This is a genomic window from Sporomusa termitida (genome assembly GCF_007641255.1).
Classification (GTDB): Bacteria; Bacillota; Negativicutes; order Sporomusales; family Sporomusaceae; genus Sporomusa; species Sporomusa termitida.
The window spans coordinates 2,078,358-2,104,953 of the sequence record NZ_CP036259.1 but is presented as its reverse complement, the minus strand read 5'-3'; the positions used below and the strand labels follow the sequence as shown (position 1 = coordinate 2,104,953).

28 protein-coding genes are annotated in these 26,596 nt (G+C 46.0%); 12 read left to right on the top strand and 16 right to left on the bottom strand.

Annotated elements, in window-relative coordinates:
- Positions 1-10 precede the first annotated feature (10 nt).
- From SPTER_RS09675 to SPTER_RS09625, 11 genes are all read left to right on the top strand, one after another.
- Positions 11-1,300: an amidohydrolase gene (locus SPTER_RS09675; protein WP_144350222.1), complete on the top strand. Its 1,290-nt coding sequence runs from the start codon at positions 11-13 to the stop codon at positions 1,298-1,300.
- Between the two features lie 88 nt (positions 1,301-1,388).
- Positions 1,389-2,555 carry an aminotransferase class I/II-fold pyridoxal phosphate-dependent enzyme gene (locus SPTER_RS09670; protein WP_144350221.1) on the top strand — a complete coding sequence of 389 codons (1,167 nt, stop codon included), beginning with the start codon at positions 1,389-1,391 and terminating at the stop codon, positions 2,553-2,555.
- Between the two features lie 18 nt (positions 2,556-2,573).
- Entirely contained in the window at positions 2,574-2,921 is a 348-nt protein-coding gene (locus SPTER_RS09665; protein ID WP_144350220.1) for an ASCH domain-containing protein, read from the top strand.
- Positions 2,922-2,960: 39 nt separating this feature from the next.
- Positions 2,961-3,533, top strand: a complete 573-nt coding sequence (gene pduL / locus SPTER_RS09660; RefSeq protein ID WP_144350219.1) for a phosphate propanoyltransferase — start codon at positions 2,961-2,963, stop codon at positions 3,531-3,533.
- A gap of 98 nt (positions 3,534-3,631) precedes the next feature.
- Positions 3,632-3,847, top strand: a complete 216-nt coding sequence (locus SPTER_RS09655; protein WP_144350218.1) for a 4Fe-4S binding protein — start codon at positions 3,632-3,634, stop codon at positions 3,845-3,847.
- A 5-nt stretch (positions 3,848-3,852) separates the two neighbouring features.
- A complete protein-coding gene (locus tag SPTER_RS09650; RefSeq protein WP_144350217.1) occupies positions 3,853-4,929 on the top strand; it encodes a 3-methyl-2-oxobutanoate dehydrogenase subunit VorB in 1,077 nt (358 codons plus the stop codon).
- Positions 4,922-5,674, top strand: a complete 753-nt coding sequence (locus SPTER_RS09645) for a thiamine pyrophosphate-dependent enzyme (RefSeq protein WP_144350216.1) — start codon at positions 4,922-4,924, stop codon at positions 5,672-5,674. Before SPTER_RS09650 ends, SPTER_RS09645 begins: the two co-directional genes overlap by 8 nt.
- Positions 5,671-6,201 (top strand): 2-oxoacid:ferredoxin oxidoreductase subunit gamma family protein, encoded by a 531-nt coding sequence (locus tag SPTER_RS09640; protein ID WP_144350215.1) that lies wholly within the window; start codon positions 5,671-5,673, stop codon positions 6,199-6,201. The genes SPTER_RS09645 and SPTER_RS09640 overlap by 4 nt, the downstream gene beginning before the upstream one ends.
- Before the next feature lie 635 nt (positions 6,202-6,836).
- Positions 6,837-7,550 (top strand): SAM-dependent methyltransferase, encoded by a 714-nt coding sequence (locus SPTER_RS09635; protein WP_144350214.1) that lies wholly within the window; start codon positions 6,837-6,839, stop codon positions 7,548-7,550.
- A 304-nt stretch (positions 7,551-7,854) separates the two neighbouring features.
- Positions 7,855-8,793 carry a patatin-like phospholipase family protein gene (locus tag SPTER_RS09630; protein WP_246105551.1) on the top strand — a complete coding sequence of 313 codons (939 nt, stop codon included), beginning with the start codon at positions 7,855-7,857 and terminating at the stop codon, positions 8,791-8,793.
- 91 nt (positions 8,794-8,884) lie between these two features.
- Positions 8,885-9,898: a chymotrypsin family serine protease gene (locus SPTER_RS09625; RefSeq protein ID WP_144350213.1), complete on the top strand. Its 1,014-nt coding sequence runs from the start codon at positions 8,885-8,887 to the stop codon at positions 9,896-9,898.
- A 49-nt stretch (positions 9,899-9,947) separates the two neighbouring features.
- On the opposite strand, the gene SPTER_RS09620 is transcribed toward SPTER_RS09625, so the two are convergent.
- The 16 genes from SPTER_RS09620 to SPTER_RS09545 all read right to left on the bottom strand — a co-directional run bounded on the left by SPTER_RS09620 (position 9,948) and on the right by SPTER_RS09545 (position 25,307).
- Positions 9,948-10,304: a spore coat protein gene (locus SPTER_RS09620; RefSeq protein WP_144350212.1), complete on the bottom strand. Its 357-nt coding sequence runs from the start codon at positions 10,302-10,304 to the stop codon at positions 9,948-9,950.
- Positions 10,305-10,318: 14 nt separating this feature from the next.
- Positions 10,319-10,558, bottom strand: a complete 240-nt coding sequence (locus SPTER_RS09615) for a ferritin-like domain-containing protein (RefSeq protein ID WP_144350211.1) — start codon at positions 10,556-10,558, stop codon at positions 10,319-10,321.
- Positions 10,559-10,587: 29 nt separating this feature from the next.
- Positions 10,588-10,788: a hypothetical protein gene (locus tag SPTER_RS09610; RefSeq protein WP_144350210.1), complete on the bottom strand. Its 201-nt coding sequence runs from the start codon at positions 10,786-10,788 to the stop codon at positions 10,588-10,590.
- Between the two features lie 276 nt (positions 10,789-11,064).
- Complete coding sequence (locus tag SPTER_RS09605) at positions 11,065-12,222, bottom strand: collagen-like protein (protein WP_144350209.1); 1,158 nt, start codon at positions 12,220-12,222, stop codon at positions 11,065-11,067.
- A gap of 680 nt (positions 12,223-12,902) precedes the next feature.
- The gene (locus SPTER_RS09600) at positions 12,903-14,183 is read right to left on the bottom strand and encodes a VanW family protein (protein ID WP_246105550.1); all 1,281 of its coding nucleotides are present in this window, start codon (positions 14,181-14,183) and stop codon (positions 12,903-12,905) included.
- A gap of 199 nt (positions 14,184-14,382) precedes the next feature.
- A complete protein-coding gene (locus tag SPTER_RS09595; RefSeq protein WP_144350207.1) occupies positions 14,383-15,204 on the bottom strand; it encodes a PRC-barrel domain-containing protein in 822 nt (273 codons plus the stop codon).
- 25 nt (positions 15,205-15,229) lie between these two features.
- Positions 15,230-16,282, bottom strand: a complete 1,053-nt coding sequence (locus SPTER_RS09590; RefSeq protein WP_170233227.1) for a tetratricopeptide repeat protein — start codon at positions 16,280-16,282, stop codon at positions 15,230-15,232.
- A gap of 143 nt (positions 16,283-16,425) precedes the next feature.
- Positions 16,426-17,667, bottom strand: a complete 1,242-nt coding sequence (locus tag SPTER_RS09585; protein ID WP_144350205.1) for a methionine gamma-lyase family protein — start codon at positions 17,665-17,667, stop codon at positions 16,426-16,428.
- Positions 17,668-17,670: 3 nt separating this feature from the next.
- Positions 17,671-19,464 (bottom strand): GTPase HflX, encoded by a 1,794-nt coding sequence (gene hflX, locus SPTER_RS09580; RefSeq protein ID WP_144350204.1) that lies wholly within the window; start codon positions 19,462-19,464, stop codon positions 17,671-17,673.
- A gap of 402 nt (positions 19,465-19,866) precedes the next feature.
- Complete coding sequence (locus tag SPTER_RS09575) at positions 19,867-20,088, bottom strand: hypothetical protein (protein ID WP_144350203.1); 222 nt, start codon at positions 20,086-20,088, stop codon at positions 19,867-19,869.
- Positions 20,085-20,672: a UbiA prenyltransferase family protein gene (locus tag SPTER_RS09570; RefSeq protein WP_144350202.1), complete on the bottom strand. Its 588-nt coding sequence runs from the start codon at positions 20,670-20,672 to the stop codon at positions 20,085-20,087. The genes SPTER_RS09575 and SPTER_RS09570 overlap by 4 nt, the downstream gene beginning before the upstream one ends.
- Positions 20,653-21,255 carry a GTPase domain-containing protein gene (locus SPTER_RS09565; RefSeq protein WP_144350201.1) on the bottom strand — a complete coding sequence of 201 codons (603 nt, stop codon included), beginning with the start codon at positions 21,253-21,255 and terminating at the stop codon, positions 20,653-20,655. The genes SPTER_RS09570 and SPTER_RS09565 overlap by 20 nt, the downstream gene beginning before the upstream one ends.
- On the bottom strand, positions 21,256-22,212 hold the full coding sequence (locus SPTER_RS09560) for an AAA family ATPase (protein ID WP_144350200.1): 957 nt from the start codon (positions 22,210-22,212) through the stop codon (positions 21,256-21,258).
- Between the two features lie 103 nt (positions 22,213-22,315).
- Entirely contained in the window at positions 22,316-22,837 is a 522-nt protein-coding gene (locus SPTER_RS09555) for a hypothetical protein (protein WP_144350199.1), read from the bottom strand.
- Positions 22,838-23,260: 423 nt separating this feature from the next.
- Complete coding sequence (locus SPTER_RS09550; protein ID WP_144350198.1) at positions 23,261-24,334, bottom strand: S1C family serine protease; 1,074 nt, start codon at positions 24,332-24,334, stop codon at positions 23,261-23,263.
- A 388-nt stretch (positions 24,335-24,722) separates the two neighbouring features.
- Positions 24,723-25,307 carry a tyrosine-type recombinase/integrase gene (locus SPTER_RS09545; RefSeq protein WP_144350197.1) on the bottom strand — a complete coding sequence of 195 codons (585 nt, stop codon included), beginning with the start codon at positions 25,305-25,307 and terminating at the stop codon, positions 24,723-24,725.
- A gap of 356 nt (positions 25,308-25,663) precedes the next feature.
- On the opposite strand from SPTER_RS09545, the gene SPTER_RS09540 reads away from it, so the two are divergent.
- The gene (locus tag SPTER_RS09540) at positions 25,664-26,593 is read left to right on the top strand and encodes a coiled-coil domain-containing protein (protein WP_144350196.1); all 930 of its coding nucleotides are present in this window, start codon (positions 25,664-25,666) and stop codon (positions 26,591-26,593) included.
- Positions 26,594-26,596 lie beyond the last annotated feature (3 nt).

Genomic DNA, 26,596 nt, shown 5'->3' with positions numbered 1-26,596 from the left:
GGGGATATAAATGATAAATATACTTCTCAAAGACGGCGATGTACTGGGGGCTGACGGGCAGGTGCGCCGGGCAGACATTGCCATCAGCAGTTCGATAATTACACAGATTGGCAGCGTCACCGAGCAGGCTGAACAGATAATTAACTGTCAGGATAAACTGATAGTGCCAGGCTTTGTTAATACTCATACCCATGCTGCTATGTCACTGTTTCGCAGTTATGCAGACGATATGCTGCTGATGGACTGGTTAAAAACCAAAATTTGGCCGGCCGAAGAAAATTTAACAGCAGAAGATGTGTACTGGGGCACGCAGCTGGCGATTGCAGAGATGCTGAAATCAGGCACAACCTGCTTTGCCGATATGTACTTTTTTATGCCTGAGGTCGCCAAAGCAGTGGCCGAGAGCGGTATCCGCGCTGTACTGGCCCGCGGGATGGCCGGAGTTGCACCGACAGCCAGTCAGGCCCTGGCGGAAAGCGAGAATTTTTACAAGGAATGGCACTTAGCCGCCGATGGCCGGGTAACGGTTATGCTCGGACCGCATGCCCCTTATACCTGTCCGCCTGAATACCTGAAGAAAGTAACTGCACTGGCGGAGAAATTAGGATCTCAGATCCACATCCATTTAGCGGAAACAGCCGGTGAAGTAGCTGACTGCCATAAACACTACGGCAAATCACCGATTGCCTTAATGGCAGAACTGGGTGTCCTTGATCATGGCGTTTTAGCAGCCCATTGTGTGCATGTAGCCCCTGACGATATTGCGATTATGCACAATAAAAATGTAAGGGTGGCCCACAATCCCGGGAGTAACATGAAACTGGCCAGCGGCGTTGCGCCCATCCCCGCTATGCTGAAAGCGGGGATTTGCGTAGGACTGGGAACTGACGGGGCAGCAAGCAATAACAACCTGGATATGCTGGAAGAAATACGGTTAGCGGCAATGCTGCACAAGGTTCACCACCTTGATCCGCTGGCTATTCCTGCCAAAACAGCAGTAGCTATGGCTACCGTCCAGGGCGCTAATGCCCTGGGCCTGGGTAAAACAACCGGCAGACTGGAGGTTTCCTACAAGGCAGACATCACTATATTTGATATGCAGGAACCTCACTGGCATCCGCGCCATGACCGGTTATCCCTTTTAACCTATGCTGCCGGTGCGCATGACGTCCATACTGTAATTGTCGATGGCAAGGTACTGCTGGCTAACCGCCGGCTGACTACCATAGACCAGGAACGCCTTATTGTTGAAGCTGACCGGCGGGGCCTGCGGTTAGTAAATCATTCATCGCCTAAATAATTTTTTGCCGCTGCCAACAGGAATTGCCCCATTAATATTGAATAGTAAAAATAATCCTGATTTTAGCAATCGATAGGGAGGAGCCATAATGGTTGAGCAAGCTCATCGTATGCAGGCATTAACATCAGCCATATTTACCCAGGTTGATGATATGCGCAAAACCGAAGTTGCTGCCGGTAAAGACGTTATCACCTTAAGTATTGGCAGTCCTGACCTGGCACCGGCATCACATATTATTGAAGCATTAAAAAATTCTGCCGACTGTTGCTTTAACTACGGCTATACCTTATCCAAAGGAGTGCCTGAACTCTTACACGCTATCGCCAACTGGTACAAAAATAAGTTCGGTGTAGAACTAAACCCGGAGACTGAAATTCACTCCCTGCTCGGATCACAAGAAGGCTTAGCCCATATATCCTTATGTTTGGTAAATCCCGGTGATGTCGTACTTATACCAGATCCAGGCTATCCAATTTTCAGTGCCGGGCCGCTGGTGGCCGGAGCTGAACTCTATAGGATGCCGCTATTGCCGGCCAACAACTATCTGCCGGACTTGAACGCTATTGATCAAACTATCTTACAGCGAACTAAAATCATGATTTTAAATTATCCTAACAATCCGCTGGCAGCAACGGCACCGCGGAGTTTTCTGGAACAGGTTGTTGGCTTTGCCAAACGTTATAATATTCTTGTCTGTTATGATTTTGCCTATAGCGACCTGGTATTTGACGGTTACCGGCCAGACAGCTTTCTGTCTATCCCCGGTGCCAAAGATATTGCAATTGAGTTTAATTCTCTTTCGAAAACCTATAGTATGGCCGGCTGCCGCGTCGGTTATGTGGTCGGTAACGCCCGGGTAATCGCACTGCTCGGACGCTTAAAATCGAATTTTGATTATGGAATTTTTTACCCGCTGCAGCAAGCGGCTGTAGCGGCCCTGACAGGCTCTCAGAACTGTGTTGCCGAAACCGCCGCAACCTACCAGCGACGGCGGGATATCATTGTTGACGGGTTCGCAGACATAGGCTGGAAAGTAGACCGGCCTAAAGCCTCCATGTATGTATGGGCACCTGTTCCCACTAACCAGTCATCCTTTGACTTTACCGTCTCATTATTAAAAAATGCAGGAGTAGCTGTAATCCCCGGCAGCGCATTTGGTGTTTGTGGTGAAGGCTATATACGCCTGGCACTTGTTCAGCCTGAACCAAGGCTGACAGATGCTGTAGCGAGAATAAAAAAATGGCTAAAGCCATAATAACAGGAGGATTTTGGGATGAGAGCATTGAATTTTTACTCGTCTAACTATCATAGCCAATTGGTTTGCCGCCGCAAAATCTGTACAATCAGGCTGGGGGATAAGACCAATAAATATTCAGAAGGCGATATTGTATGGGTTACTGTAGGCAAACGCTTTTCCCAAAAGAAACGAATTTTTACGGCAGCGATCGACCGCGTGCTGGTAAAGCCGATTTCCCAATTGACACTTAATGATTTACAGGGTGAAAACCCGGATCTTACTAGTATTGATGAACTGATATGCTTCTTACAGTCTATCTATGATAAAACATTAAGCAACAGCGATCTTGTAACCGTAGTATACTTTTCAGAAATCATTGAGTAGCGGTACCATATAATTTAATTATAAAGGAGTGCTTTTTCTATGTCTAAACCAATCCCTGTAGGTATTTCAGCCCGCCACTTGCATGTGTCCCGGGAACATCTTGACATCTTATTTGGTGAAGGATATCAACTCACAGTTAAAAAAGATCTGTCTCAGCCCGGTCAGTTTGCCTGTGAAGAACAAGTTGACCTGGTTACGGAAAAAGGATCTTTTAAAAAAGTTCGCATACTCGGACCAGAGCGCAAGCAAACCCAGATTGAAATTGCTCTGACTGATGCCCTCAAGCTTGGTATTAAGCCGCCGGTACGTGACTCCGGTGATCTAAAAGGCTCACCCGGCTTGACCCTGGTTGGCCCTAAAGGCGAAGTTAAACTGGAAGAAGGCGTTATTGCGGCCTGCCGTCACATTCATATGACAATTGCTGATGCTGCCGAATTAGGCTTAAAAGATAAAGATATTGTGAAAGTCCGCTGTAATGGCGAGCGGGGCCTCATTTACGACAATGTGTTAGCAAGAGTAAGTGACAGCTTTAAGCTCGAATGCCACCTGGATACAGACGAAGGTAACGCTGCCAAGATAAATACCGGCAACACGGTGGAAATTGTAAAATAGAAATAATTTTAATTAATTTAACCCCGTGTTGTAGGACATGGGGTTGAATTTTTGTATACTGGATATAATGTGCCTATACATAAATAAGGAGGAACGATATGCCAAGACCAGTTTTCAACGAGGAGCGCTGCAAAGGCTGTGAGCTGTGCACAGTGGCATGCCCTCACAAGATTGTAGTTCTTGCTGACAGGTTTAACAGTAAAGGCTACCGGCCGGCTACTTGTGTTGATGAAACAAAATGTGTGGGCTGTGCTCTCTGTGCCAGAACCTGCCCGGATATTGTCATTGAGATTCATAAAGACAAAGGAGAGTGATTGTAGTGGCAGAAAAGATATTAATGAAAGGCAATGAGGCCATTGGTGAAGCAGCAATTGTTGCCGGATGCCGCCACTATTTTGGCTATCCAATCACACCACAAACTGAATTGACAGAATATATGTCCAAACGTATGCCGCAGGTTAATGGCGTATTTCTGCAGGCAGAAAGCGAAGTTGCTGCGATTAATATGGTTTATGGTGCCGCCGGCGCCGGTGCCAGGGTAATGACCTCTTCTTCCAGTCCGGGGATAAGCCTTAAAATGGAAGGTATTTCTTATATTGCCGGTGCTGAACTGCCTAGTGTTATTGTAAATATTATGCGCGGCGGCCCCGGGTTAGGGGGGATACAACCGGCCCAGTCAGATTATTTTCAAGCAACCAAAGGCGGCGGGCACGGCGACTATCATTGTATCGTTCTTGCCCCTAACTCGGTTCAGGAAATGGTGGATACGACAATCCTGGCCTTTGATCTTGCCGATATGTATCGCAATCCGGTTATGCTGCTGGGCGATGGGGCATTAGGCCAAATGATGGAACCGGTAGAGTTCAATCCCAGTGAAACCAAACCAATTGCCAAACCCTGGGCGGCAACAGGCCTGAAAGGGCGGGCTGAACCTAATATTGTTAACTCACTTCATCTTCAGCCTGAGAAACTGGAATTGCATAATATCCATTTACAACAAAAGTATGCCGGAATTATTGCCAATGAAGTACGCTATGAAGAATTATATACAGCAGATGCTGAACTGATCCTGGTGGCGTACGGCATCACTTCACGCATTGCCCGCTCGTCCGTGGAAAAAGCGCGCAGAGAAGGTATGAAAGTTGGCATGCTGCGTCCGATTACGCTGTGGCCGTTCCCGGAAAAGCCGCTTGCCGCCTTAGCAGGCAAGGCGTCTGCTTTCCTTACGCTTGAACTCAGCGCCGGACAAATGATCGAAGATGTCCGCCTGGCTGTTAATGGAGCTAAGCCGGTATACTTTTACGGTCGTTCAGGCGGTATGATTCCCAGCCCCAAGGCGGTTTATGAGCAGATTGCCAATATATTCAAAGGGAAGGAGGCAGTTAAGCATGGCTGATAAGATCTTTTCCAGGCCTAAAGGGCTTAAAGATGTTCCCTTTCATTACTGCCCGGGCTGCCACCACGGCATCATTCACCGTTTAGTGGCCGAAGTGCTTGACGAGCTTGATGTGCGTGATAAAGCGATCGGTGTCGCACCGGTTGGCTGCTCAGTACTTGCTTATGAATATTTTAACTTTGATGCCTTTGAAGCTGCCCATGGCCGGGCCCCGGCGGTAGCTACCGGCGTAAAGCGGGTTCACCCGGATGCGGTTGTTTTTACTTATCAGGGTGACGGCGATCTGGCAGCTATCGGTTGCGCAGAAATTGTCCATGCGGCTGCCAGAGGTGAGAAGATAACCACTATTTTTGTCAATAATGCAATTTATGGCATGACCGGCGGTCAAATGGCGCCTACTAGCCTAATCGGGCAGGTTACGAATACCTCTCCTTATGGACGGAGCGCCGAAGCAGCCGGTTATCCGGTGAAGGTTTCAGAGATGCTGGCTACTCTGGAAGGTGCCAAGTTTATTGCCCGTGTAGCGATCAATACTCCCGGCAATATGACGAAAGCCAAGGCGGCCATAAAAAAGGCTTTTGAATTGCAAATCAGCGGCAAAGGCTTTGGGTTAGTCGAAATATTATCGACCTGTCCGACCAACTGGGGTATGAGCCCGGTCGAAGCTGCTAAATGGCTGGCCGAGTCTATGATTCCCTATTACCCGTTAGGTGTCTATAAAACATCGGAGGGGGGAGCAAAATGACTCACGAAATAATTATGGCCGGCTTTGGCGGCCAGGGTGTAATGTTAATGGGCCAGTTGCTGACTTATGCCGGCATGATTGAGCACAAACAAGTATCATGGATTCCGTCTTACGGCCCGGAAATGAGAGGTGGCACGGCCAACTGCTCAGTGATTATTGCTGATGAGCCGATTGGGGCACCGATTGTTTCTGAACCCAACCTGGTTATTGCCATGAATCTGCCATCACTGGATAAGTTTGAGCCATTGTTGCAGCCCGGCGGAATACTGATCATTAACAGTTCGCTTATTGAGCGGGGGGCAAAACGCCCGGATATTACCGCATATCAAATCCCCGCCAATGAAATTGCCGCTGAGCTTGGCAACTCCAAAACAGCCAATATGGTTATGCTTGGGGCAATTATTGGTGCCGCGCAAGTGGTATCAGCTGATGCTGTATTAAAAGCCTTCTCCAAGATGTTTGCCAAAAAACCGGAATTGCTGGCAATTAATGAAAGCGCGATTCGTCGGGGTATAAAATATATATAAATATATAAGACGAAAGCTAAACAAGGAACTGTCCGGTAAAACCCGGTCAGTTCCTTGTTACAATTTGAACTGACCAATTATGTTTGCGGAATGCTCAGACTGGTACGATAAAGCAAACCGGGACGGTCAGAAAATTCATTCAGCCTCTCCATTGTCCACGAAATTGCCATTTACAAAATAACGGGGCAGGATTTTGAACAAAAGTAGCGAACATTTATAATTAAATATTCAAAAATCTGGGATAATGCTCAACAAACTTTGTATGGAAGCTTCACAGAGGGCTCGACAAACCTTGCTGCTTATCGCTACTTTTTCTAGCAGCAGGAATTGAAGCCAGCAATCCGCTATACGAGCATTGCGACCATCGTTTACTGAAACCCACATAATTGCCGCACGAATAAGGAAGGCTATTGCCGAATATCTGTTTCAAACCAGCAATAATCAAACCCCTGACAGCGCCGCTTCAGATTCTGAACTATTGATGCCGCTGATACTCGACCATATTCAGCATTCAGCCCAACGAGCAAGTAGGAATCATAGTTGTTTGTACAACATTAATAATTAATTAATATTAGTTCACAAAATGCAGCAAGAAAAGTTCCCCCAACAAAGAATGTTATACGGTGGTGTCAAAAGTGACTCATAATAATTCAGGTGATTTTAAATCATACTCCCTGGCTGGTACAAACCAGGAAGTAGAATTTATTACCAGTGTTCTTAAATTAAAAAACGGTGAATCTGTATTGGATTTATATTGTGGGTACGGACGCCATGCAATTGAACTGGCCAAACAAGGGTTTAATGTGACCGGTATCGATGCCACTCAGGATTTTCTGGATATTGCCGTGCAGAAAGCCCTGGAAGCCCAGGTAAAGGTTACTTTTAAGCAGCAAGACATGCGCGAACTTAATTATGACCAGGAATTTGCCGCTGTTATTAATATGTTTGCTGCCTTTGGTTATTTTACAGATGATGAAAATGCTAATATTATCAAACTCATTGCCAATGCCTTAAAACCACAGGGCCTGTTCCTTATTGACTTGTTAAACAGGGACTGGATGGTGCGCAATAATTTAAACCGCTACTGGCGACATCCCAGCGGCGAGTATGTTCTCTCCTATAAAGTGCAGCTGGAGAATGGAATAGCTACCATGAAACGGCAGCTTATCAACCAGATTACAGGCACCAAGATTCAGTACGATTTCATTTTACGGGCCTATTCGCTCCCTGAAATGGCTAATATCTTTAGCCATAGCGGGCTATCCATCACTGAAACATATGGCGGCTTTGACGGGCGCCCTTATAGCTCGGAAACTCCGCGTATGATCATCCTTGCTAAAAAAACCTAAAAAAGAGACGACAGTCTCTTTTTTTTTGTCCTGATAGACAGTCATGCCGTTACAGCGGCAGCAGCAAAGATGAAAAATGCTATTTTTCAGGCTAGAAAGTATCCCTGGCTAAGGGCAATAGCGGCTTATGCTTTCACCACAGGCTCGTGCAAGCCGTGTTTTTTTCCCCAGCAAAATTTATAAACATTCAAGGCTGATCTAAGGGGGATAAGAAAAATCTTTACCCTAAAGGGCACAAGCCAAGTTTTTCTAACTTTAATTATCACCTGCTGCTGCTCTTTCATAACATAATAGAGGATGGAATGTGCGAGGTGAAATAGCAATGATTGTCACCATCAATAATCTTCAGCGCGGCCTGCGGCCAAAAATCGGTTTAGCGTTAAGCGGCGGCGGGTTAAGAGGAATCTCTCATATCGGAGTCCTTAAAGCCCTGAATGACCATAACATACCGATTGATTATATAGCAGGCACCAGTGCCGGTGCAATAGTGGCTACCATGTATGCCTGCGGGTACTCGCCACAACAAATGCAAGCAGTTATCCATGATATTGATATCCCTAATCTGATTGACTTAAAAGTAACATCAGCCGATTTATTCAAACATGGCTTTAAATGGCTCATGAGTGGAAAATTCCGCTTTTGGTCGGTTTTACCCACCGGTCTGATAAAAGGAGAAAAGATTGAAAACTTATTGGCAAAATTATGGCATCAGCGGACAATTCGTGAAACCAAGATTCCTTTAGCTATTACAGCAGTTGACATAATTTCAGCAGACACCGTCTTTTTTACATCCCCCTTGCCGCCTAACCGGGCCATTCCCAATGCCCGGTATTATCATAATGCTCTATTATACGAAGCCGTACGAGCCAGCATTTCGATACCCGGAGTATTTTTCCCGAAAAAATACCGTGGCATGACACTCGTTGACGGTGCCGTGAAAAATAATCTACCGACCGACATTCTCAATCATATGGGTGCTAATAAGATTATTGCCATCGATTTAGGTTATTCCGGTCAGCCAAATTATGAGACTAACTCAGTAGGTGAAATCCTCATGCACTGCATTGAAATTATGGGCCGGGAAGTTACTTTAATAAAATCAGAGCAGTATGCGGATATAATTATCAGACCGCAGGCGTATGACCTGAATCAAAAGAATCTAAGCCAGGCCAATGAATTTATTAAACGCGGCTATCACGCCACAATTAACAAAATGAATGAAATTCGGGATTTGCTCTTGTAAGAGATATTAGTTGCCTGCTCATTTTTCCCTGCATATCATACATTATCTATTACTCTGATGTACGATATGCAGGGCAAGGGAGGGCACACAAATGAATAAAAAAGAGATTCCCGCAATATTTCGTCAGCTCTTAAAGCTGGACACTCAGACTAATAATGTCGTTGGCGTTGGGCACGGTCAGAAATATACTCGTGGCCACAACACAGGCCAGGAAGCCTTAATTATATTAGTAAAAAAGAAGTACCCTCATTCTGAGTTGCGTAACGGTTCAGTTTTGCCAGAGAGGATGGCCAATGTACCAACCGATGTAATCGAAGTTGGTGACATTCGCCTGCTAGGAGAACGGATAGAGTATCACCGCCCGGCGCAGCCAGGCATGAGCCTTGGGCACTATAAGATATCGGCCGGAACATTTGGTGCAGTCGTCAAAGACAAAAACACCGGTGAATTGCTTATATTATCAAATAATCATGTCTTAGCCAATATCACTGACGGTAATGACGGCCGCGCCGCAGTCGGCGATGCCATCATCCAGCCAGGCATTTATGACGGCGGCAAACCGGAAGACTGTACCATTGCTCATCTGCGCAGGTTTGTTCCGCTGCACCGGGAAACAGTATCGCCCAAATGTATAATAGCCAAGGTGTTTGAGAAACTGCTAAATAACTGTATTCATCTGCTGAGGCCCCAATATCAGGTCCAGGTAATGAAGGAAAGCGAAAAAATGAATATAGTAGATTGCGCCGTAGCAGCTCCGCTTGAACCGGCAGCAATCAAACCTGAAATTTTGGAGTTTGGCACTGTGGCCGGCATCAAAGAAGCGACACCCGGATTATTTGTAAAAAAAAGCGGCCGGACTACCGGCGTCACCTTTAGTCAGGTCCTGGCCACTAATGTAACATTTAAAATCGGCATGAATAACAACGAATATGGGGTATTCACTGATCAAATTCTGGCCGGTCCGATGAGTATGCCCGGAGACAGCGGCTCTTTAATCCTGACAGAAGACAATTATGCCATAGGGCTGTTATTTGCCGGCTCAGAACAGGCTACCATGTTTAACAAGATCACCAGCGTACTCGATCAACTTAATGTTACTTTATAAAGCTAAAGGAACCCAGTACCCTGGGTTCCTTTAGCTTTAGAGAATTAAATCAGTTGTCTATATATTGGCCATTATATATTCTGCCATTTTTAAAGTTCGGCTGATATCTTTTATTGTGTTTTACGTGATAAGCTTTCTTCGTACCAGAGTTTTGTTCCTGTCCGTCCGGATTGTACCAGCCGCGTTCCTGCATAACCTGAAATAAGGTATATGCATTTTCGTGTTCATCATGCTGGAACTCTGCCACTGCGTTGCGGACCGTAATATTAGAGGACTCCATAATAGCGTGTTCATATAAATGGGAAAGGTGCTTTTCGGTATTTATTAAATCGACCAGCATATCCCGGTCTGAAAGCCGGTTACGATTAGAATGTGTGTTACTACTATAACGTCTGCTATGACTCATAGAATCACCTCATATTATTGATATTGCTGATAAGAAGTACCGGCTTTACCGGTTAGCTGCTTTAACCGGTCAGCATGACGGCGTTTATTCTGGGACATATCAAATAACAGGCTTTTAAGCTCGGGGTCCTGGCAGTAGTCCGCATACACACTGTACTTAGCCAAGGCCAGATTCTCCATTTCTAAGGCTTCTTCTAAGTAACCTTTTTCTTTCCCGGTAAGTTTTTGAGAGTAATTGCTGCCATAATAAGCCAAATTCTGTCACCTCCGTAATAGTATATATATTAACTTGGAAAAATCATATCTTCATGGAGATCATATGTAGTTTTTAAAGTATTTTGTTGTTTATCCGTAGCGGTAGAGGCCGAAAGATCTGTTGAAATTTCATAATTATAGTTTTCTGTATTGCCTATATTGTCTATAGGAGCTTTTTCCGCGTTATTTTTCCCATCTTTTTCTTTTGCAAGCAGGTCAAATACATTCATATCACTAACACCCCGTATTTCATATTGTTTAGGCCACGGTGACAGGGTTAGTATGATATTTATAATAATCACTTATACAAGTTCCAGTCTAAGTTATTCTGTAAATTTTTACCTTTCTTTTGCGATCTTATCGCAACCAAACCGCAATATAGCGATTAAAATAATCCAAACGGAGATAGCAAGGAAGGAAGACACGGAACGGTGGTTGTGTCTTGGCAGACACAACCACCGTTCCGCACGTTTTATTTAGATGTTTACAATCATTTTATTTCCGTTCTATGCAATTTGCGTAATTACAAGGTGCGCTGAAACAGGCCTTGTTCCGCCAGCAAGAGGAGTAATGGTTAATGCCGTTGAATTGCCGGCAGGATTTCGTACCGTGAGTATTGAATTGATTACGGTCGTAGTCACAAGAGCGATGCCTACTATCTGGGAAGTACCTGTTGCCCGCCCAACTACCGTATAGGCTAGGTCAGCGCCATTAAGAGTTAGAATCAGTTGGCCAGCTTCGCTCACCCCCACCTGAAACAACACTTGATAAGTGCCAATTGCAGATAAGTTAAATGTACTAGAACCAGTACGGGTAATCACAGTACCGCTAATAGGACCATCTTGCGGAAAGCTTACGTCAGTACCGGGCGCGACTGTTGTTGCATTATCAGGGGGCATCAATGCAAAAAAGTCTGCAAAACTTAGTATTCCACCGGTAGCTCCAGTAGCGCCGGTAGCGCCAATATCACCGGTAGCTCCAGTAGCGCCGGTAGCGCCAATATCACCGGTAGCTCCAGTAGCGCCGGTAGCGCCGATATCACCGGTAGCTCCAGTAGCGCCGGTAGCGCCGATATCACCGGTAGCTCCAGTAGCGCCAGTAGCGCCAATATCACCGGTAGCTCCAGTAGCGCCGGTAGCGCCAATATCACCGGTAGCTCCAGTAGCGCCGGTAGCGCCAATATCACCGGTAGCTCCAGTAGCGCCGGTAGCGCCAATATCACCGGTAGCTCCAGTAGCGCCGGTAGCACCAATATCACCGGTAGCTCCAGAAGGGCCGGTAGGACCAATATCACCGGTAGCTCCAGAAGGGCCGGTAGGACCGGTGGCGCCGGTAGGGCCTGTGGCTCCGGTAGCACCAGTAGCGCCAGTAGCTCCGGTAGCACCGGTTGGACCTGTGGCACCAGTCACGCCAGTAGCTCCGGTAACGCCGGCTCCAGTGGCTCCAGTAGCTCCGGTAGCACCGGTTGGACCTGTGGCACCAGTCACGCCAGTAGCTCCGGTAACGCCGGCTCCAGTGGCTCCAGTAGCTCCGGTAGCCCCGGTAGCTCCAGTAGCACAGACAGGTACACAAGCGCCGCATTGTTTAGGTTTATGTTCTTCCCAAGAATTATCGCAATGGCAGTGACCATGGCGATAACTATCAGATAGGATGATGCTAATCACCTCCTTGTAGTAATGTAGTAATTAGGAGAAGTTACATAATATAATATGAAAAAACAGGCATATAGGTAACTTCTTTAAACTGATTAAAACAAATTTTTTTCATAGAGAACGTCTTTTCACGGCCTGACGGTGATTGTAATTTAAATATAATCCCAATAAATCTAAAAAAGGGCTGTCGCGCATTATAATGCCTGAACAAAGCCTTAAGTCTACATAACACAACACATAGCAACAACTAAAATAACTAAAATAACTAAAATATTGATAGCAGACCAGCCAATCAAAAATCGTTTTATCCACGGCCTAATATATGCAATCAGATAAACACCAGGCAACCCTTTCAGGTAAGGCAGTTCGTTGCTACTATAGCTATAGCCCGTAAAGTCTTCAGCAGCGCATTAGCAGACAATGATTTTACGGTTATAACAATTATTATTTATAGTAATTGTCGGCAGTAATTGGCAGTCCTTCAAAGACACACGTACTTTGTACCCCCCTCTCGTTAACTTAACATAATAGATATTATCGGACATAAATTATAATTATTGTTATAGCCTGATTTATATATAATATCTATATATTTATTCAAGATTGTCTGTTTTTTTAAGATTTTAATAATAAAAAGAAGCTTCAAAAAATGAGAGCTTCTCTTTTAGGTTATATATAATTATATATTAGTGCTACTTTTTTTGCTCATTGGGTGGAATTTTTGTGCCGACGCGAACTATTTTATCAACAGGTTCAAATTCATCTGCAGCCAGAAATTCTCGGGCAACAATTTTACCATCGACTTTTTTTATCCGGTGGGTCGATACCAGAAACCCTTTTTGGCCTTCTACATCAGTAACTTCTTTACCCAGCTCCAGATTAGGGTCTTGCTTGATAAGAGTATTAGGTTCCAATATCCTTTTATCAGTGGCAATTACAGATATATGGGGAGGATTCTCCAATTGCTTGCCAAAGATATTAATAACAAGCTGATTACCGAAAACTTCGCCAGTAATATAAATATTATGCAGTGACGTATTCTTAAACCTAAAATCCAGTTGGTTGTCAGCCACAGTCGCATCTTGTCCAAGCGGTACATAACCGGGCGGGCGGAAGTGAGCGGTTCGCTCTTCAATCGCTAAGTCGGCTAACAGGACTGCATTGTAAAGGGTGCTACTTACCTGGCAAACCCCGCCACCCCAATCAGGAACTAAAACACCATTGAGATATACCGGGGCTTCTTTGTAGCCGAATTTATCCAGCCGCAAGCCAACAATATCATTAAAAGAAAATACTTCACCGGCCCTAACCAGAATATCATTAACACTCTTTGCTGCTAACAATACATTTTGGGTTCGATTTTGGTCCCAGGGATCAAAATGCGTAGTGTACGAAGCAATCAGTCCGTCAATATGCACTAAATCATTACTTACAACAGCCGGCATAAGCTCTTCTACCACTACATTAACCCTAAAGGTTAGGTGAGTGTTAAGTTTGGCCGTTACCGCAGCGATAGTCTTGTCTAAATCCACCTTACGGCCAACTACCTCCGGGAAGATGCCGATATGGGCTAAGGTTCTACTCGGTTTAAGTTTGGCATTCTCCGGCTGACGCTCTATCTGTTTAGCAATATTCCGCAATTCACTGCCGAGCTTATCATAATTATAGTGTACTGTTAATAGCAGGCTATAGCCTTGATTGACTGCCAGATACCGTTCTTTCAGCCGCTCAATAATATTGCCGGTTCTGCCGACAGCATAGGCTTGCCGGGCCAGTTCACCGGCATTGATGCTCAGTTCAATATCCTGGGCAGTAATACGCCATTGCTTGTTATTATACATTAGTGCGATGGTTGCTTCTGAGGTTCGTTCTTTAAAGACAGCAGCAATCTCTTGCTCAGCTTCAACAATCGATAAACCACCAACATCAATATCACCAACACTAACACCCTGATAAATCTTGTTTGTAACCATAAATGCGGAGTTAGCTGCAATCATACTAACAAAACTAAACAGCAGGATAATTATTAAGAATAATATAATATTTGCATTTCGTGTTGTTACAGTTTGCACAGAGCACACTTAGTCCTTTCTTAATAAGTGTTAGTATACACAAAGCAAACCTTAATTAAGGTTAAAACCCGCTAAAATAGCGGGATTTACCTTTCTTAGCTTATTGAATATTCATTGAGAGCTCAACAAATTTATTGGCAAGCTTAGCTTTTTGTAACACTTCTTCCGTAATTTCTCCACCCTGATCAACAATGATCATGCCGTTATCGGTCTCAATACGGCGGGCAGCTTTCTTACCTAACAAAAATTTACGATGTTTATCGTCAAATTTTTTAGCTGAATCGTCGGCAGCTTGTTCTTTCCCCTTGGTCTCCTCCACCACACCGGCAGCTGCCAAAACTTCAGCTTGCTGTCCCGGAACGGGGATAACCTCCGGCCTAACCGCTGGCACTGGTTCAGGCGGAACGGCAGGCACTTTAGTAACGGGAGGAGCGGCAGGCGGCTTAGCAATCGCTACTTCATCAGTTCCGGCAATGATCACTACCTCTTTGCCAAATGTAACAACTCTTTGAGCCGGAAATGAAACAACCGCACCGTCAACGGTCTCTAATTCACAGGTATTAATTTTGCCAGTGTCATCAATGACAATTTCATTAATTCTCCCTTGCATACGGCCGCCTTTGGTTAGAACTTTAGTCCCAATAATCTTAATGCCAGCTTCCAACAATTTTTCCAGCTCGGGTTTATCTTTTACAGTTAGAATATCTGCACTATTATCAATCGTAACGGCATACTCACCCAGGCCGGCTATCGCCTCAAAAGGCAATAATTTAGCGCCTAAATACCATTTGCCATCATCAATTACCAAGGCCGCGATTGAGCCATTAACATAATTAACAAGAAGTTCTTTAACATGACCAAATTCTTTACCTTCGGTAATACTAATAACTGGTTGTCCAACAATTTCTGTACTTCTTTTCATCTTATACCTCCATATCATCAACTAGTTAGATATTGGCCACATTCCGCCACTCCCTAAATTCCTCATCAATCTCTTTAACTATGTGTTGCGGAATTTCTAAAAACTTAATAGCGCCTAAACGATGCTGCACTAAAATATTTTTAACAATACGGAGATAGGCGATAGTGCTGATAAATTCCTGTTCCAGCATTTTGTCGCCTCTGGTTTGACAAAGCTGGCGACCCTCGGAAAAAACTTTAATAGCTTCGTCATAATGTCCTTTATTTTTCAGCAGGTTACCCACTTCAACGACCAGAAAAGGAGCAGCCTCACTAGCTGGCTGCAAGGACAACGCCTGTTTGAAGGCCGTCAACGCAGCCTCATAATTATGCTGCTCTTTATTTAAAAAAGCATAATCCAATAAATCATCCAGTTGCACCGCGGCAGGCTCATCTACTTCGACCTCTTCTTTATTATTATAAAACCTCACTGAATTCCCGTCCTCATGCACTGTACCACCTGCCTGTTCCATGAATAATTGAGGAACAAGAGGAACAATTTGTATATATTCTTCTTGTCTCTGACTCTCACTAATTACTTCAATTACTTCCGATAAGGAATCTGTCATAGTTTCCTCTATATCTTCTATATCTTCTATATCTTCATCTTCGTCTTCGATTATTACCGGCTCTGCTACTGCCGGGTCCGCCACTGCCGGCGCTTCTGCTGCGACAGGTTCACTAATATCGAAAGTACGGCAATTTTTCTCCTGCTGCTTGTTTTGATTGACAGTTTCATTTTGTTCTATTGCCGCCGGCTGAGCCTGACTGTCAGTCAGACAACAGGCACTTTCATCACGTTTATCAGCGGCAGGGGCTTCTTCACAATGGGCCACAAAATAAGCAAAAGCAGCGGCAAAAACAGCTAAAAAAGCCAGCGTTCCTGGCAATCCGGCAAAGCCAACAACAAACTTAGGTAAAACCAGGCTAATAAACATAGCACAGACGGCGCATAACAATAGCGATTTTAACCGCAGCTCCAACCCAAATAAGCCTTTGGCCAGTTTATACACAAGCAGGGTTGCAATAAGTATAGCCACTAAACTGGCAATTATATATTCCACACTAACCACCAAAAAAAAAAATTTTTAACCGTTACATAATTCTGTTTTTAAATATTCTACGCTTCTTTGCTTTTTCCTGTCATATAATCAGCAGCAATTAAGAAATATGTAAAGAAATGTTACATGCCGGCAACAGCACTGGCAGCTCCCAATATACCAAGCAAAGCATGTTCAAAAGTTAAACCACCCTGCACATAGACAATATAGGGCGGACGCAACGGGCCGTCGGCACTAAGCTCAATGGATGACCCCTGGATAAAAGTTCCCCCCGCCATAATGACTTGATCCGTATATCCCGGCACTGTACCCGGTACAGGCCGCACATGGGCATCTACCGGTGAATATTGCTGCAGCCCCTGACAAAAGGCAATCATTTTTTCCGGTGATCCTAATTCAATGGCTTGTATGATATCACTGCGCAACTCCTCCGGCCGGGGCAGCGTCTTATAGCCGAGCAAATCAAAAATCAGCCCGGCGAATATTGCCCCTTTTAAGGCCTGATTTACCACATGGGGTGCTAAAAACAGCCCTTGATAAAATAAACGGATATCGGCAAGGGTTGCCCCGAGTTCTCCCCCTAACCCCGGGGCGGTTAACCGCCGGGCCGCCATATCAACCAATGCCGCTTTACCGGCAATATAGCCGCCGGCAGGTGCTAATCCGCCGCCAGGATTCTTTATCAAAGATCCAGCCATTATATCGGCACCGACACTTGTCGGTTCAGCTACCTCCACAAACTCGCCGTAACAGTTGTCAACAAAACAGATACAATCCTGCTTATATTTTTTAATCTCGGCACATACCGTCCGGATCGCCTCAATACTGAGAGGTTTGCGCAGACTGTAACCCCGCGAACGCTGAATAAGTGCAACCCTGGTATTAGGGCTAATATGGCCAGCGATGGCACCAATATCCACACCGGCCTCCGACATGGGCATCTCCCGGTAGCGGATGCCACACTCTGTTAATGATCCAGGTGTTTGCACCGTATGACCAATGACAGTTTGCATAGTATCATAGGGAGCGCCGGTAACTGCCAGCAGTTCATCGCCGGGGCGCAGCAAACCGAATAATACACAGGCTAAGGCGTGCGTCCCAGATACAAACTGAGTCCTTACCAGCGCCTTCTCAGCACCGCACAATTCAGCCCATACAGCCTCCAGCCGTTCTCTCCCGCTATCGCCATAGCCATAACCGGTCGTCGTCCGGAAAAGATATTCAGAGACTTGCTGGTCACGGAAAGCCTTAAGTACGCTGGCAGTATTTTGTTCTGATATAACGTCAAGCGCAGCAAACAATGGCAACGCCTGGTCAAGTGCCTTTACTTGCAAAGCAGTAATATTGGCGGGGAAAAGAGCCATGAATTATTCATCTCCTGCAGCATATTTTTGATAACGCGCAAACTGCTCCGGCGTTAAGGCAACGGAAATACTGATACCCTCAGGCTTGTACTCAATGTTATTGACCGCAGCACTATCATACAGCTTGGATATGAGCCCGCTATCATCATAAGGAACCAATAACATTGCATCCACTACAATTGCCCGGAAGTGATCCTCAATCATACCAAGCAGTTTATCAAGGTTTATGCCGGTAACCGCCGATGCGGCAATACTTCCCGGCTGCCGCAGCATACGCTCCTGTACAGGCAGACTGTCTATTTTATCAATTTTATTAAAGACAGTAATTACCGGTTTGGTATCTGCCCCCAACTCCCGCAGGACTTGATAGACTGCCTCACTTTGCTGTTCATACTGCGGATGGCTGGCGTCAATGATATGCAGTAATAAATCAGCCTGTAAAACCTCTTCCAGTGTACCGCGAAAAGCAGCAACCAACTGGTGCGGCAGCTTCTGAATAAAACCGACCGTATCTGTCAGTAAAAACTCCTTGCCGCTCGCCAGCTTCGTCCGCCGCGTGGTTGGATCCAGGGTGGCAAAGAGTTTGTCTTCAGCCAGAACATCAGCAGCGGTAAGTTTATTTAGCAAAGTGGATTTACCGGCATTGGTATAGCCAACTAATGCTGCCGTCGGTATTCTCGCCGCCTGCCGGCGTTCACGATGCAGCTGCCGCTGTTTTTTCAGATACTCAATTTCTTGTTCGATCTCACTAATCCTGGAGCGTATCCGTCGCCGGTCCACCTCAAGCTTGGTTTCACCAGGCCCTCTGGTGCCTATCCCCCCGCCTAAGCGTGACAATACCAGCCCCTGGCCGCCTAACCGGGGAAGATTATATTTTAACTGGGCCAATTCAACCTGCAATTTCCCGGCATGAGAGCGGGCCCGCTGGGCGAATATATCCAATATTAAGGCCGGTCTGTCAATCACTTTACTTCCCAGCGCCTGCTCCAGGTTGCGCTGTTGAGCCGGTGACAGCTCATCATCGAAAATAATTAAGTCGGCATTGATTTCCTGACGCATAATACTAATCTCCTGAACCTTGCCCCGCCCGATAAAGAAGGCCGGATCAGGGCGGCTGCGTTTCTGCCACACTGAGCCCGCAATCTCGGCCCCGGCAGTTTCGGCTAACTGGGCTAATTCATGCAGGGAGTCATCAACATCCCAGCCGCTTTGACGTTCAACACCAACCAACAGCGCTTTTTCAGACTGGGCAATATTAGATAATATGTCTTTACTTTCCAATTGCCGTTCCATCTGATTTGTCAGATAACCCAGATCAAGCTGGATAAAATCGGTTAAGGACAAAGGCCCGACTGTCCCGACACTATAACTATCTGCTGTATGCCCGGAAATAAAGCCAAAACTAATCTCTTCAATCCCGGCGCTTACACCAATTGCCGCCATCATGTCAAAACGCATTGCTTTGAGAGATGACAAATCCACATTGCTTAACCGGCTGTCTCCACCTGGATGGGTATGTATACAACGAATGCCGCTTAAGCGGTTAAGAGCTCGCCGGCCATCTGTTGCCGGCAGTGAGACAGTCCGGGTATCACCAACAGCCACCTGGACAACACTGCCCCGGCGGTTAACATAGACGGCTACCTCCCTGTTTAACATACTGGTTATCGCCGCCATTGCTTCAGTCAGTTCCTTGGTAACTGTTTGACCAAAGGGGACTGTGAACTCATATAATTGTTCCAACTCATCCAGAATATTTTTTTTGATGCCGGTTGTTTCTCCATATATCTCAGGCAAGCATAAAACACCCCTAACTTTGCTATTATTACATACTTTACAATATTTTGTTATGAAGTCTCCAAATCCCTGCTTTTTTCATCAGGCCTAGTGTTGTTTGGCTTATATTGCCGTCTTTTTCCGCCCTGCTTCGTTGTCGGCGCCTTGCAGGACAAAAAAATCCTCGCCATCTAATCTCAAATTTTAAGTGAAGTACTAGCCTTAAGCCAATATTCCGCTATTCGCCGCGTTTATGAATGAATTACACATAATATTATACCAGTTTCTTAGCATAAAATTCCAACACCTTCTAGCTCTCCCTGGACTGCCGCCGGCACGCTGTTTAGACCGCAAAAACCCACCCCGGCCGGAAGAGCTTTGCGGTCAATAGCTTTCTGCAATATAAAGGAGGAAGCTTTAGATTTACCCATTCTCCTGCTCCCCGTAATTTTTTTCATCCGCTTTTGTCTTTAACCAATATTCCTCACAAATTACGCATTGCCCCTGCTCCAGCGATTGTTGGCGCAGATTGAGCGGCACAACCGCTTCGGCTTCCAGATAACCGGTCGCCCAACCCCGGCGTTTGCCTAAAATATATCCCGCCAGGAAGGCAAACAGCATACTTAAAACAATGTATATCATCATGTCCGCACCCGTTCATAGCCCAGCGCGCCCAGATAAATCAGCGTACTCCCAAAGGCTACAGGCAAAAACAGTTCCTCATTGGCACCCCAGGCGGCCATGATACAGATTACGCCCATAATCAGGCACTCTAAACAGCCAAAGCGTTTAGCCAGATTACGCTGACCCGATATTTGGTCGCTCTGAACATCCAGGTAATCATCGAATAATTGGACAGCCAATACAAAACTAAAAGAAAAAAACATGTTATTCCAGCCAAACAGCACAATACCGGCGGTAAGAGCCAGCAACGACTCCTGAAACCCGTTTAACCGGCTAGGCAATTTTGTCCGCATACTGTTAAACATGCCAATCACATAACTGGCCAGAAATAAAGATAAACTTAACGGGGCATTTATTCCCGCCGCCAAGGCCAGTAAGAACATGGCATAGAGCATAGTTCCCTGGCCTAACCTGTCAGCCCAGTTCGCTCTACCGGCTATGGCATCAAATTCTCTGTCCAGATAATCATCAGCTAATTTGACAGCCGCCGAACAACACGCTACCGCCGCAGCGATGGCCAAAAAATTAAATATTTCTTGCCACATAAGCCTTCACCTCTCTAAAGCCCTGGTTATATAAGGCTGAAATGGGAATAACCGTCGCCTTGGGGAACGCAGATGCCAGCCGGGGCAAGTTGTCTTTGGCTGAACCAAGATCAACTTTGTTACCCAGCATGATATAGGCATTACGGGCAACACCATAGTGATAAAACTCATAATCAATATTGGATTGAGTGGCCGAATCGCTTTTAACATTAGTCAGGTCTACTAAGTGCAGAATAAAATCTGCCGACCGCAGCAGCCCAATAGTCTGAGCCATACCTTTTCTGATTGCCTCATCGGCATGAATTTGCTCGCTGATACCACAGGTATCAGTAAGTTTAAAATTAACCGTTGATTTGCCGATTGGCATGTTCAAGACCATCGACTGTAAGGAACGTGTTTTATGTAAATCAATCCCACACAATTGCCGTTTGGCATCTTCCAGTGATAAATGGCGGCAAGTCATTACCCCATCATAGGTCCGGAATGTCATATCAATGCTTTTTACACCCAGATACTTGGCAAAATTAAGAGTAAACAGGGTTTTACCTGAATTAGGCCGCCCAATAACTATGCATTCCCGCATTTATTCTCCCCCCATTAAGTCGCACGGCTCTATAACCATCAGTTCCTCCCTGGTTGTAGAATGCTTGCGGACCAGGCGAACAGCTTGCCGCCTGATAGCCTTCTCAATGATATTCCTTACAGTCCGGGCATTGCCAAAATTGTCATCACTGCTATGAGCCGGGGGATTTAATAAATTTAATAGGGCAAGCTTGGCCTGGTTATTCAGCAGATACTGACGTTGGGCACAAAGCTGCTCGGAAATCTGCAGCAGCTCTTCTTTGCTGTAATCGGGAAAATCAATATGTATAGGAAATCGCGAACGCAGACCGGGATTGGTTTCGAGAAACTTTTCCATTTCTTTTTGGTATCCTGCCAGAATTAGTATCAGTTCATCTTTATGATCCTCCATAATCTTTACCATACAGTCGATGGCTTCTTTGCCGAAGTCTTTTTCGCCGCCTCTGGCCAGCGAATAGGCTTCGTCAATAAACAGGATGCCGCCATAAGCCTTTTTTAGCTGATCGCGGGTTTTTTGCGCAGTATGACCGATATATTCGCCGACTAAATCAGCCCGTTCCACCTCAATGAGATGCCCCCGGGACAAAACGCCCATCTCGCGGAATACCTTGCCCAAAATTCGCGCTACCGTGGTTTTACCGGTACCAGGGTTGCCCCTAAAAATCATATGCAGTACCAAAGGCTCGGTGTTCAGTTGTTCTCTTTCCCGCCGTTTTTGAATTTCAATAAACGCATATATTTCCCGTACCAATACTTTGACTTCACTAAGGCCGATCAGGCTATCCATTTCCTGCAAAACATTCTCGATCCGCTGTTCCACACTGGACTGCACGCCGCTCGCATCACGCTTGCCGGTGGCCGCATTATCTATCGCCCGCAGCCGCTTAAACCCTTCTAACGGAGACATTTTTCCTGATTCAATCGCACGTAAAACATCATCAGGCCATAGGTAAGCCATAATCTCACCTCATCGCAGGCTTTGTGATTACATTATACGCAAGCCGGCGGAATTGGTGATTACTCCGGGCCCTAAAATCAGCAAAAGCTGAGAAAATAGGTTATTACCGTTCTCTGAAGTCACGGGGCAGCTTGATTAAGCCGTTGCCTGGCCTGGCTCTGCCGGCTTCATAAGCAACGCAGCGTACCGGGTTCCCATCTTTATATTTACCGTTGCCATTGATAAATTCGCTGTCAAAGTGGTCACAATGGTTTCCTTGTTTATAGCGGCAATCCCGGCACTCAACAGTGGGCGCTACCATTCCTGCCCGGGCGGTGGCAATGAGCAGTCTGGCCTGTAACAGGCCGGCCAAATACTCTTTGACCAGCCGGGTTACCCCATTGGTCTGCAAACCATTTAATTTTTGCAGATTTTTAATGGCCTTGTCGAGCTCGATTTCATACGGCAGGGTATCCGGTATCTGGTTTAAAAGCGCTGCATCATCAGTCAGCGTTTTTAGTTTTTGTTTGGCCTGCAGGGGATTCGAGCCAAGGTAAATTGATGTGTTCTTAGGGAGTTTTGTAACCGGATTATATATGCTGTCCTTGAGATAAAATGTTCCGTTTTTCCGGATCTCAATATTCATTTCCTCACCTCCAAAGCAGACAAACCGATAGACTCACATCATTTATGTGAGTCTATCGGTTTGTTATTTGCTGTACTCACATAACTTCTATGAGTATATTTTATCATCCTCTTTATCAACTCACAAGCCTAGTGGTCTGACTACATTGAAAGCGTAAAAGAATTCGCGGGGATTTTTTTTGCAAGGCGAGGCGGAGGACGCTAACTGATTCAGTAAGAGCTGCTTTAATGATCCTGGATGATATGGGCCTCTTATTACTGGCACGGGCCGCGCAGATCGGCAATCTGTACGGCGACGGCAACGAAAGCACCGCGTGTCACTTAAAATTTGAGAAGCCTCCATCCGCAGACTCTGCGAATGGAGGCTTTTTATGGCCTGGTTATTATTATTGTTTTGCAGTGTATTTATTGTCAAACTGCAGTTTTAATTTGGCATTTCTTTGACTACCGGATTAAGCGTCAGGGTTTTGCCATTGCGGATAATGACGATTTCCACTGTGCTGCCTATCGCGATGCTGTCCAAGGCCGTTCTTAAATCGGCGATACCATTAATATCTGCGCCATTTACTTTGACAATAACATCGCCTTCCTGCATATCAGCCAGAAAGGCCGGTCCGTTCTTTTCCACCCGGGTAATATATACCCCCTCGTCAACCGGCGGCCGGTAGCCGGAGCGCAGCGCCGCATCCCGGTCCAGTACGCCAATGCCCAGGTAAGCCCGGGCGACCTTACCATGCTCAACCAGGGACTGCAAAATCGGGCGGGCCGAGTTAATCGGGATAGAAAAGCCCATCCCTTCGACTCCGGCGGAGGCAATCTTGGCACTGTTGATGCCAATTACCTGCCCATTGGCATTAACCAGGGCACCACCGGAATTGCCCGGGTTAATGGCCGCATCGGTCTGAATAAGTTTAAAGCGCCGGTCGCCAACCTCGATGGTCCGGTTTAAAGCGCTGATTACGCCCACAGTGACACTGCCGCGGAATTCCATCCCTAAGGGATTGCCGATGGCAATGGCGGGTTCGCCAACCATGATTGCATCAGAATCGCCAAAAGTCACTGCCGGCAGATCGGCAGCCTCTACTTTGACTACCGCCAAATCAGTGGCCTGGTCCATGCCAATCACCTTGCCGCTCATTATCCGGCCGTCAGGCAGGGAGACGGTAATGTCCTGGGCCCCTTCAACAACATGGTAGTTTGTGGCAATATACCCGGCTGAGTCAAAAATCACCCCGGAGCCTGCCCCTTTTTCCACAAGGACCTTTTGATCAAAATTATCCCGCATATAGGCTTTATTCGTAATGCCGACAACCGCCGGGCCAACATCCTTCACCGCTTGTACAACATAGGTATTGCGCTCGCCCGACGGGGCCGTGCTATTGGCAACAGGCGGCACCAGATTTGGTATGGGCGAGGCCTTGACAAAATTCACCAGCGGCAAAACCCCAATTGACAAGCCAATAACTAAAATCGAAAATCGTTGTAGCCATTTATTCACTTAATCAGCCTCCCTTGGTTCAATCCTCAATAAACATAGTTCTGATTGACTAAATACCCCAGCCGTTACCTGGCAGGTGAAACAGGAGTATTAATATACCATTATACGGTCAAATTGTGACAAGGCTGTGACAATACGGTTACAAAACAGGGTATCAAATCAATTTTCTTACATGATTTAGTACGTTCTGGAAACAATAGACCCGGAGGTGAGTATATGAAAAACACTGGGGAAACCAGCGGTAAAGATACCCAGGGAGCCGCCAAGGCATCCGGTTTTGTAAAACCGGATAAAGATGCGAAAAAAAGCAAAAACAAATAGCGGCGCCTGCGCTTCCGGCTGCCAGCCGTTACCAGCATACACCATCAGCCTGCTGATGGTGTATGTTTTATAGATCCACACTTAAATACACTGCGTTCAGCTGATCTTGCGTTATGCCAATATAACGCCGCAAATCCCGCGGTGAAGAATGATTCAGTAAATCCATCAACAGTAAAACATCGGTGCCTTGCTCCCAGGCAAAATAAGCAAAGCTTTTGCGCATGGAATGACTGCCGAAATTACCCGGAATATTACACATCCTGGCCGCTTCGGTAATAAGCTGATTGGCGTAAGAGCGCCCGATGGCCTTAAGGCTTCCCTTCTCTCCCGTCTTATTGCTGGGAAACAGCGGTTCAGCCGCATCGTTCAGGCCATAAAACCGGATCACGTTTTGAATTTCAGCCCGGATTTTATCAGAGATCGGAAACTCTTTGGTCTTACCGGTTTTTTGCTCTTTCAGGACAATGCGGGTGACAATAGAACCATCCGGCTTGCGGACATCACCAACCTGTAATGCCAGCAGGTCGGAAATCCGCAACGCCGAATTCACCCCAAGCCAAAACCAAAGCCCATGCTTAAGCGCCTTGCCCCGCAGATACAGACGGACGGCTTCAATATCTTTTTTACTCCGGAATGGTTCAACAAATTTCATGCAGCCGCTTCTCCTTTACCCAACTATTATGTGAGATTATAGCTGGCTATCCCGGTTCTGTCAAGCCCGGCAAACAGCTGAAAACGCCGGCAAGGCCTGATAAATCAAGGCTTATGCGGCCCTGCATACAATCTCACATAATATCATTATGTGAGATTGTATTTTTATATCAGCTTTACTTCAGTTAACTTCTATTTATCATATTTAATGGTTAACTTTTAGTTAACCATTAAATATTTATAGTTAACTGTATTTATATATTTATAAAAAAGTTAACTTTATTAAAAATACAGCTGACAAAATTAACAAGGAGCGATAAAATATGTATATACGATAAAAATTAAGGGGTATAGCCGATGACTAATTATGAAAACGCAAGCGAGAATCCCGTAGTAGAGAAAGGAAAGCTGCTTACCTATGGCGGTAAAGTGGATGGACACTTAATGAATATGCTCAAAGAGGCGCAAAAAGCGGCAGGCATTAAAAAGTTTTCCGATTTTATGCATGATATGCTGCAGATTTACAGCGATAACAAACAGGTTGTCGAGCCGCCGCAAATGCAAGTAATGAAAAAAGCGGTTTACGATATAATGACCACTACCGAAAGCCTCCTGCAGGCCATGCAGATTATTGAGGAGGATAAATTCAAGGCCATTGCCGAGTATCGCCACAGAGCCCAGGCGGCAGAAGAACATACGCTACAACTTGACAGCAAAATAGCCGAGCTGGAAAAAAGTCTCGCCGAAGCAAAAAGAGAGTCAATTAAAGCCCAGTCGGAAACAGCAACCCTCCATGCGGATTTAATGCGTGAAGCCGAATGCCGCCAGGGTATGGAAGGCATAATTAACAGCGTACAACGAATGGCGGCCGAGGCCGCTGCCTTAAAGAAAAAAGCCGAGGAAGAACGCACCCAGGCGCTGGAGCTTGCGGCCGAGGCCGGCAACAAAACCGCCTTGCTGGAAGCTGCCAATGCCGACATTCTCGCCCGACTGACCGCCACCGAAACAACAGCCAAACGCTGTCAGGAGGAACTCGTCTCAGAAAAAAGCAGCACCCAGTTGCTACGGGAAAAACTCACAAATGAAACAATCGCCCGCAACCGGCTGGAGGAGCGGCTCCAGGTCATTGAGCCTTTACAACAGCTGGCTAATCAAAAAATTGATTCCCTGCAGGCGGAAATCGCCAGCCTGCGCTGGTCTGAACAGTCCCTCTCCCGGCACGCAAGCAGTCTTGAAGCTCAACTAAAGGCTTGCAGCACTAAACTACAAGAACTCCAGAAAAATTAAACC

Coding starts and splice junctions, on each gene's coding strand:
- SPTER_RS09620 (WP_144350212.1), bottom strand. CDS start 10,304: ATGAGTCATAGCAGACGTTATAGTAGTAACACACATTCTAATCGTAAC.
- SPTER_RS09625 (WP_144350213.1), top strand. CDS start 8,885: ATGAATAAAAAAGAGATTCCCGCAATATTTCGTCAGCTCTTAAAGCTG.
- SPTER_RS09665 (WP_144350220.1), top strand. CDS start 2,574: ATGAGAGCATTGAATTTTTACTCGTCTAACTATCATAGCCAATTGGTT.
- SPTER_RS09565 (WP_144350201.1), bottom strand. CDS start 21,255: ATGCGGGAATGCATAGTTATTGGGCGGCCTAATTCAGGTAAAACCCTG.
- SPTER_RS09575 (WP_144350203.1), bottom strand. CDS start 20,088: ATGATGATATACATTGTTTTAAGTATGCTGTTTGCCTTCCTGGCGGGA.
- SPTER_RS09560 (WP_144350200.1), bottom strand. CDS start 22,212: ATGGCTTACCTATGGCCTGATGATGTTTTACGTGCGATTGAATCAGGA.
- SPTER_RS09545 (WP_144350197.1), bottom strand. CDS start 25,307: ATGAAATTTGTTGAACCATTCCGGAGTAAAAAAGATATTGAAGCCGTC.
- SPTER_RS09655 (WP_144350218.1), top strand. CDS start 3,632: ATGCCAAGACCAGTTTTCAACGAGGAGCGCTGCAAAGGCTGTGAGCTG.
- SPTER_RS09600 (WP_246105550.1), bottom strand. CDS start 14,183: ATGGTTACAAACAAGATTTATCAGGGTGTTAGTGTTGGTGATATTGAT.
- pduL (WP_144350219.1), top strand. CDS start 2,961: ATGTCTAAACCAATCCCTGTAGGTATTTCAGCCCGCCACTTGCATGTG.
- SPTER_RS09595 (WP_144350207.1), bottom strand. CDS start 15,204: ATGAAAAGAAGTACAGAAATTGTTGGACAACCAGTTATTAGTATTACC.
- SPTER_RS09570 (WP_144350202.1), bottom strand. CDS start 20,672: ATGTGGCAAGAAATATTTAATTTTTTGGCCATCGCTGCGGCGGTAGCG.
- SPTER_RS09610 (WP_144350210.1), bottom strand. CDS start 10,788: ATGAATGTATTTGACCTGCTTGCAAAAGAAAAAGATGGGAAAAATAAC.
- SPTER_RS09640 (WP_144350215.1), top strand. CDS start 5,671: ATGACTCACGAAATAATTATGGCCGGCTTTGGCGGCCAGGGTGTAATG.
- SPTER_RS09675 (WP_144350222.1), top strand. CDS start 11: ATGATAAATATACTTCTCAAAGACGGCGATGTACTGGGGGCTGACGGG.
- SPTER_RS09540 (WP_144350196.1), top strand. CDS start 25,664: ATGACTAATTATGAAAACGCAAGCGAGAATCCCGTAGTAGAGAAAGGA.
- SPTER_RS09645 (WP_144350216.1), top strand. CDS start 4,922: ATGGCTGATAAGATCTTTTCCAGGCCTAAAGGGCTTAAAGATGTTCCC.
- SPTER_RS09555 (WP_144350199.1), bottom strand. CDS start 22,837: ATGAATATTGAGATCCGGAAAAACGGAACATTTTATCTCAAGGACAGC.
- SPTER_RS09670 (WP_144350221.1), top strand. CDS start 1,389: ATGGTTGAGCAAGCTCATCGTATGCAGGCATTAACATCAGCCATATTT.
- SPTER_RS09585 (WP_144350205.1), bottom strand. CDS start 17,667: ATGGCTCTTTTCCCCGCCAATATTACTGCTTTGCAAGTAAAGGCACTT.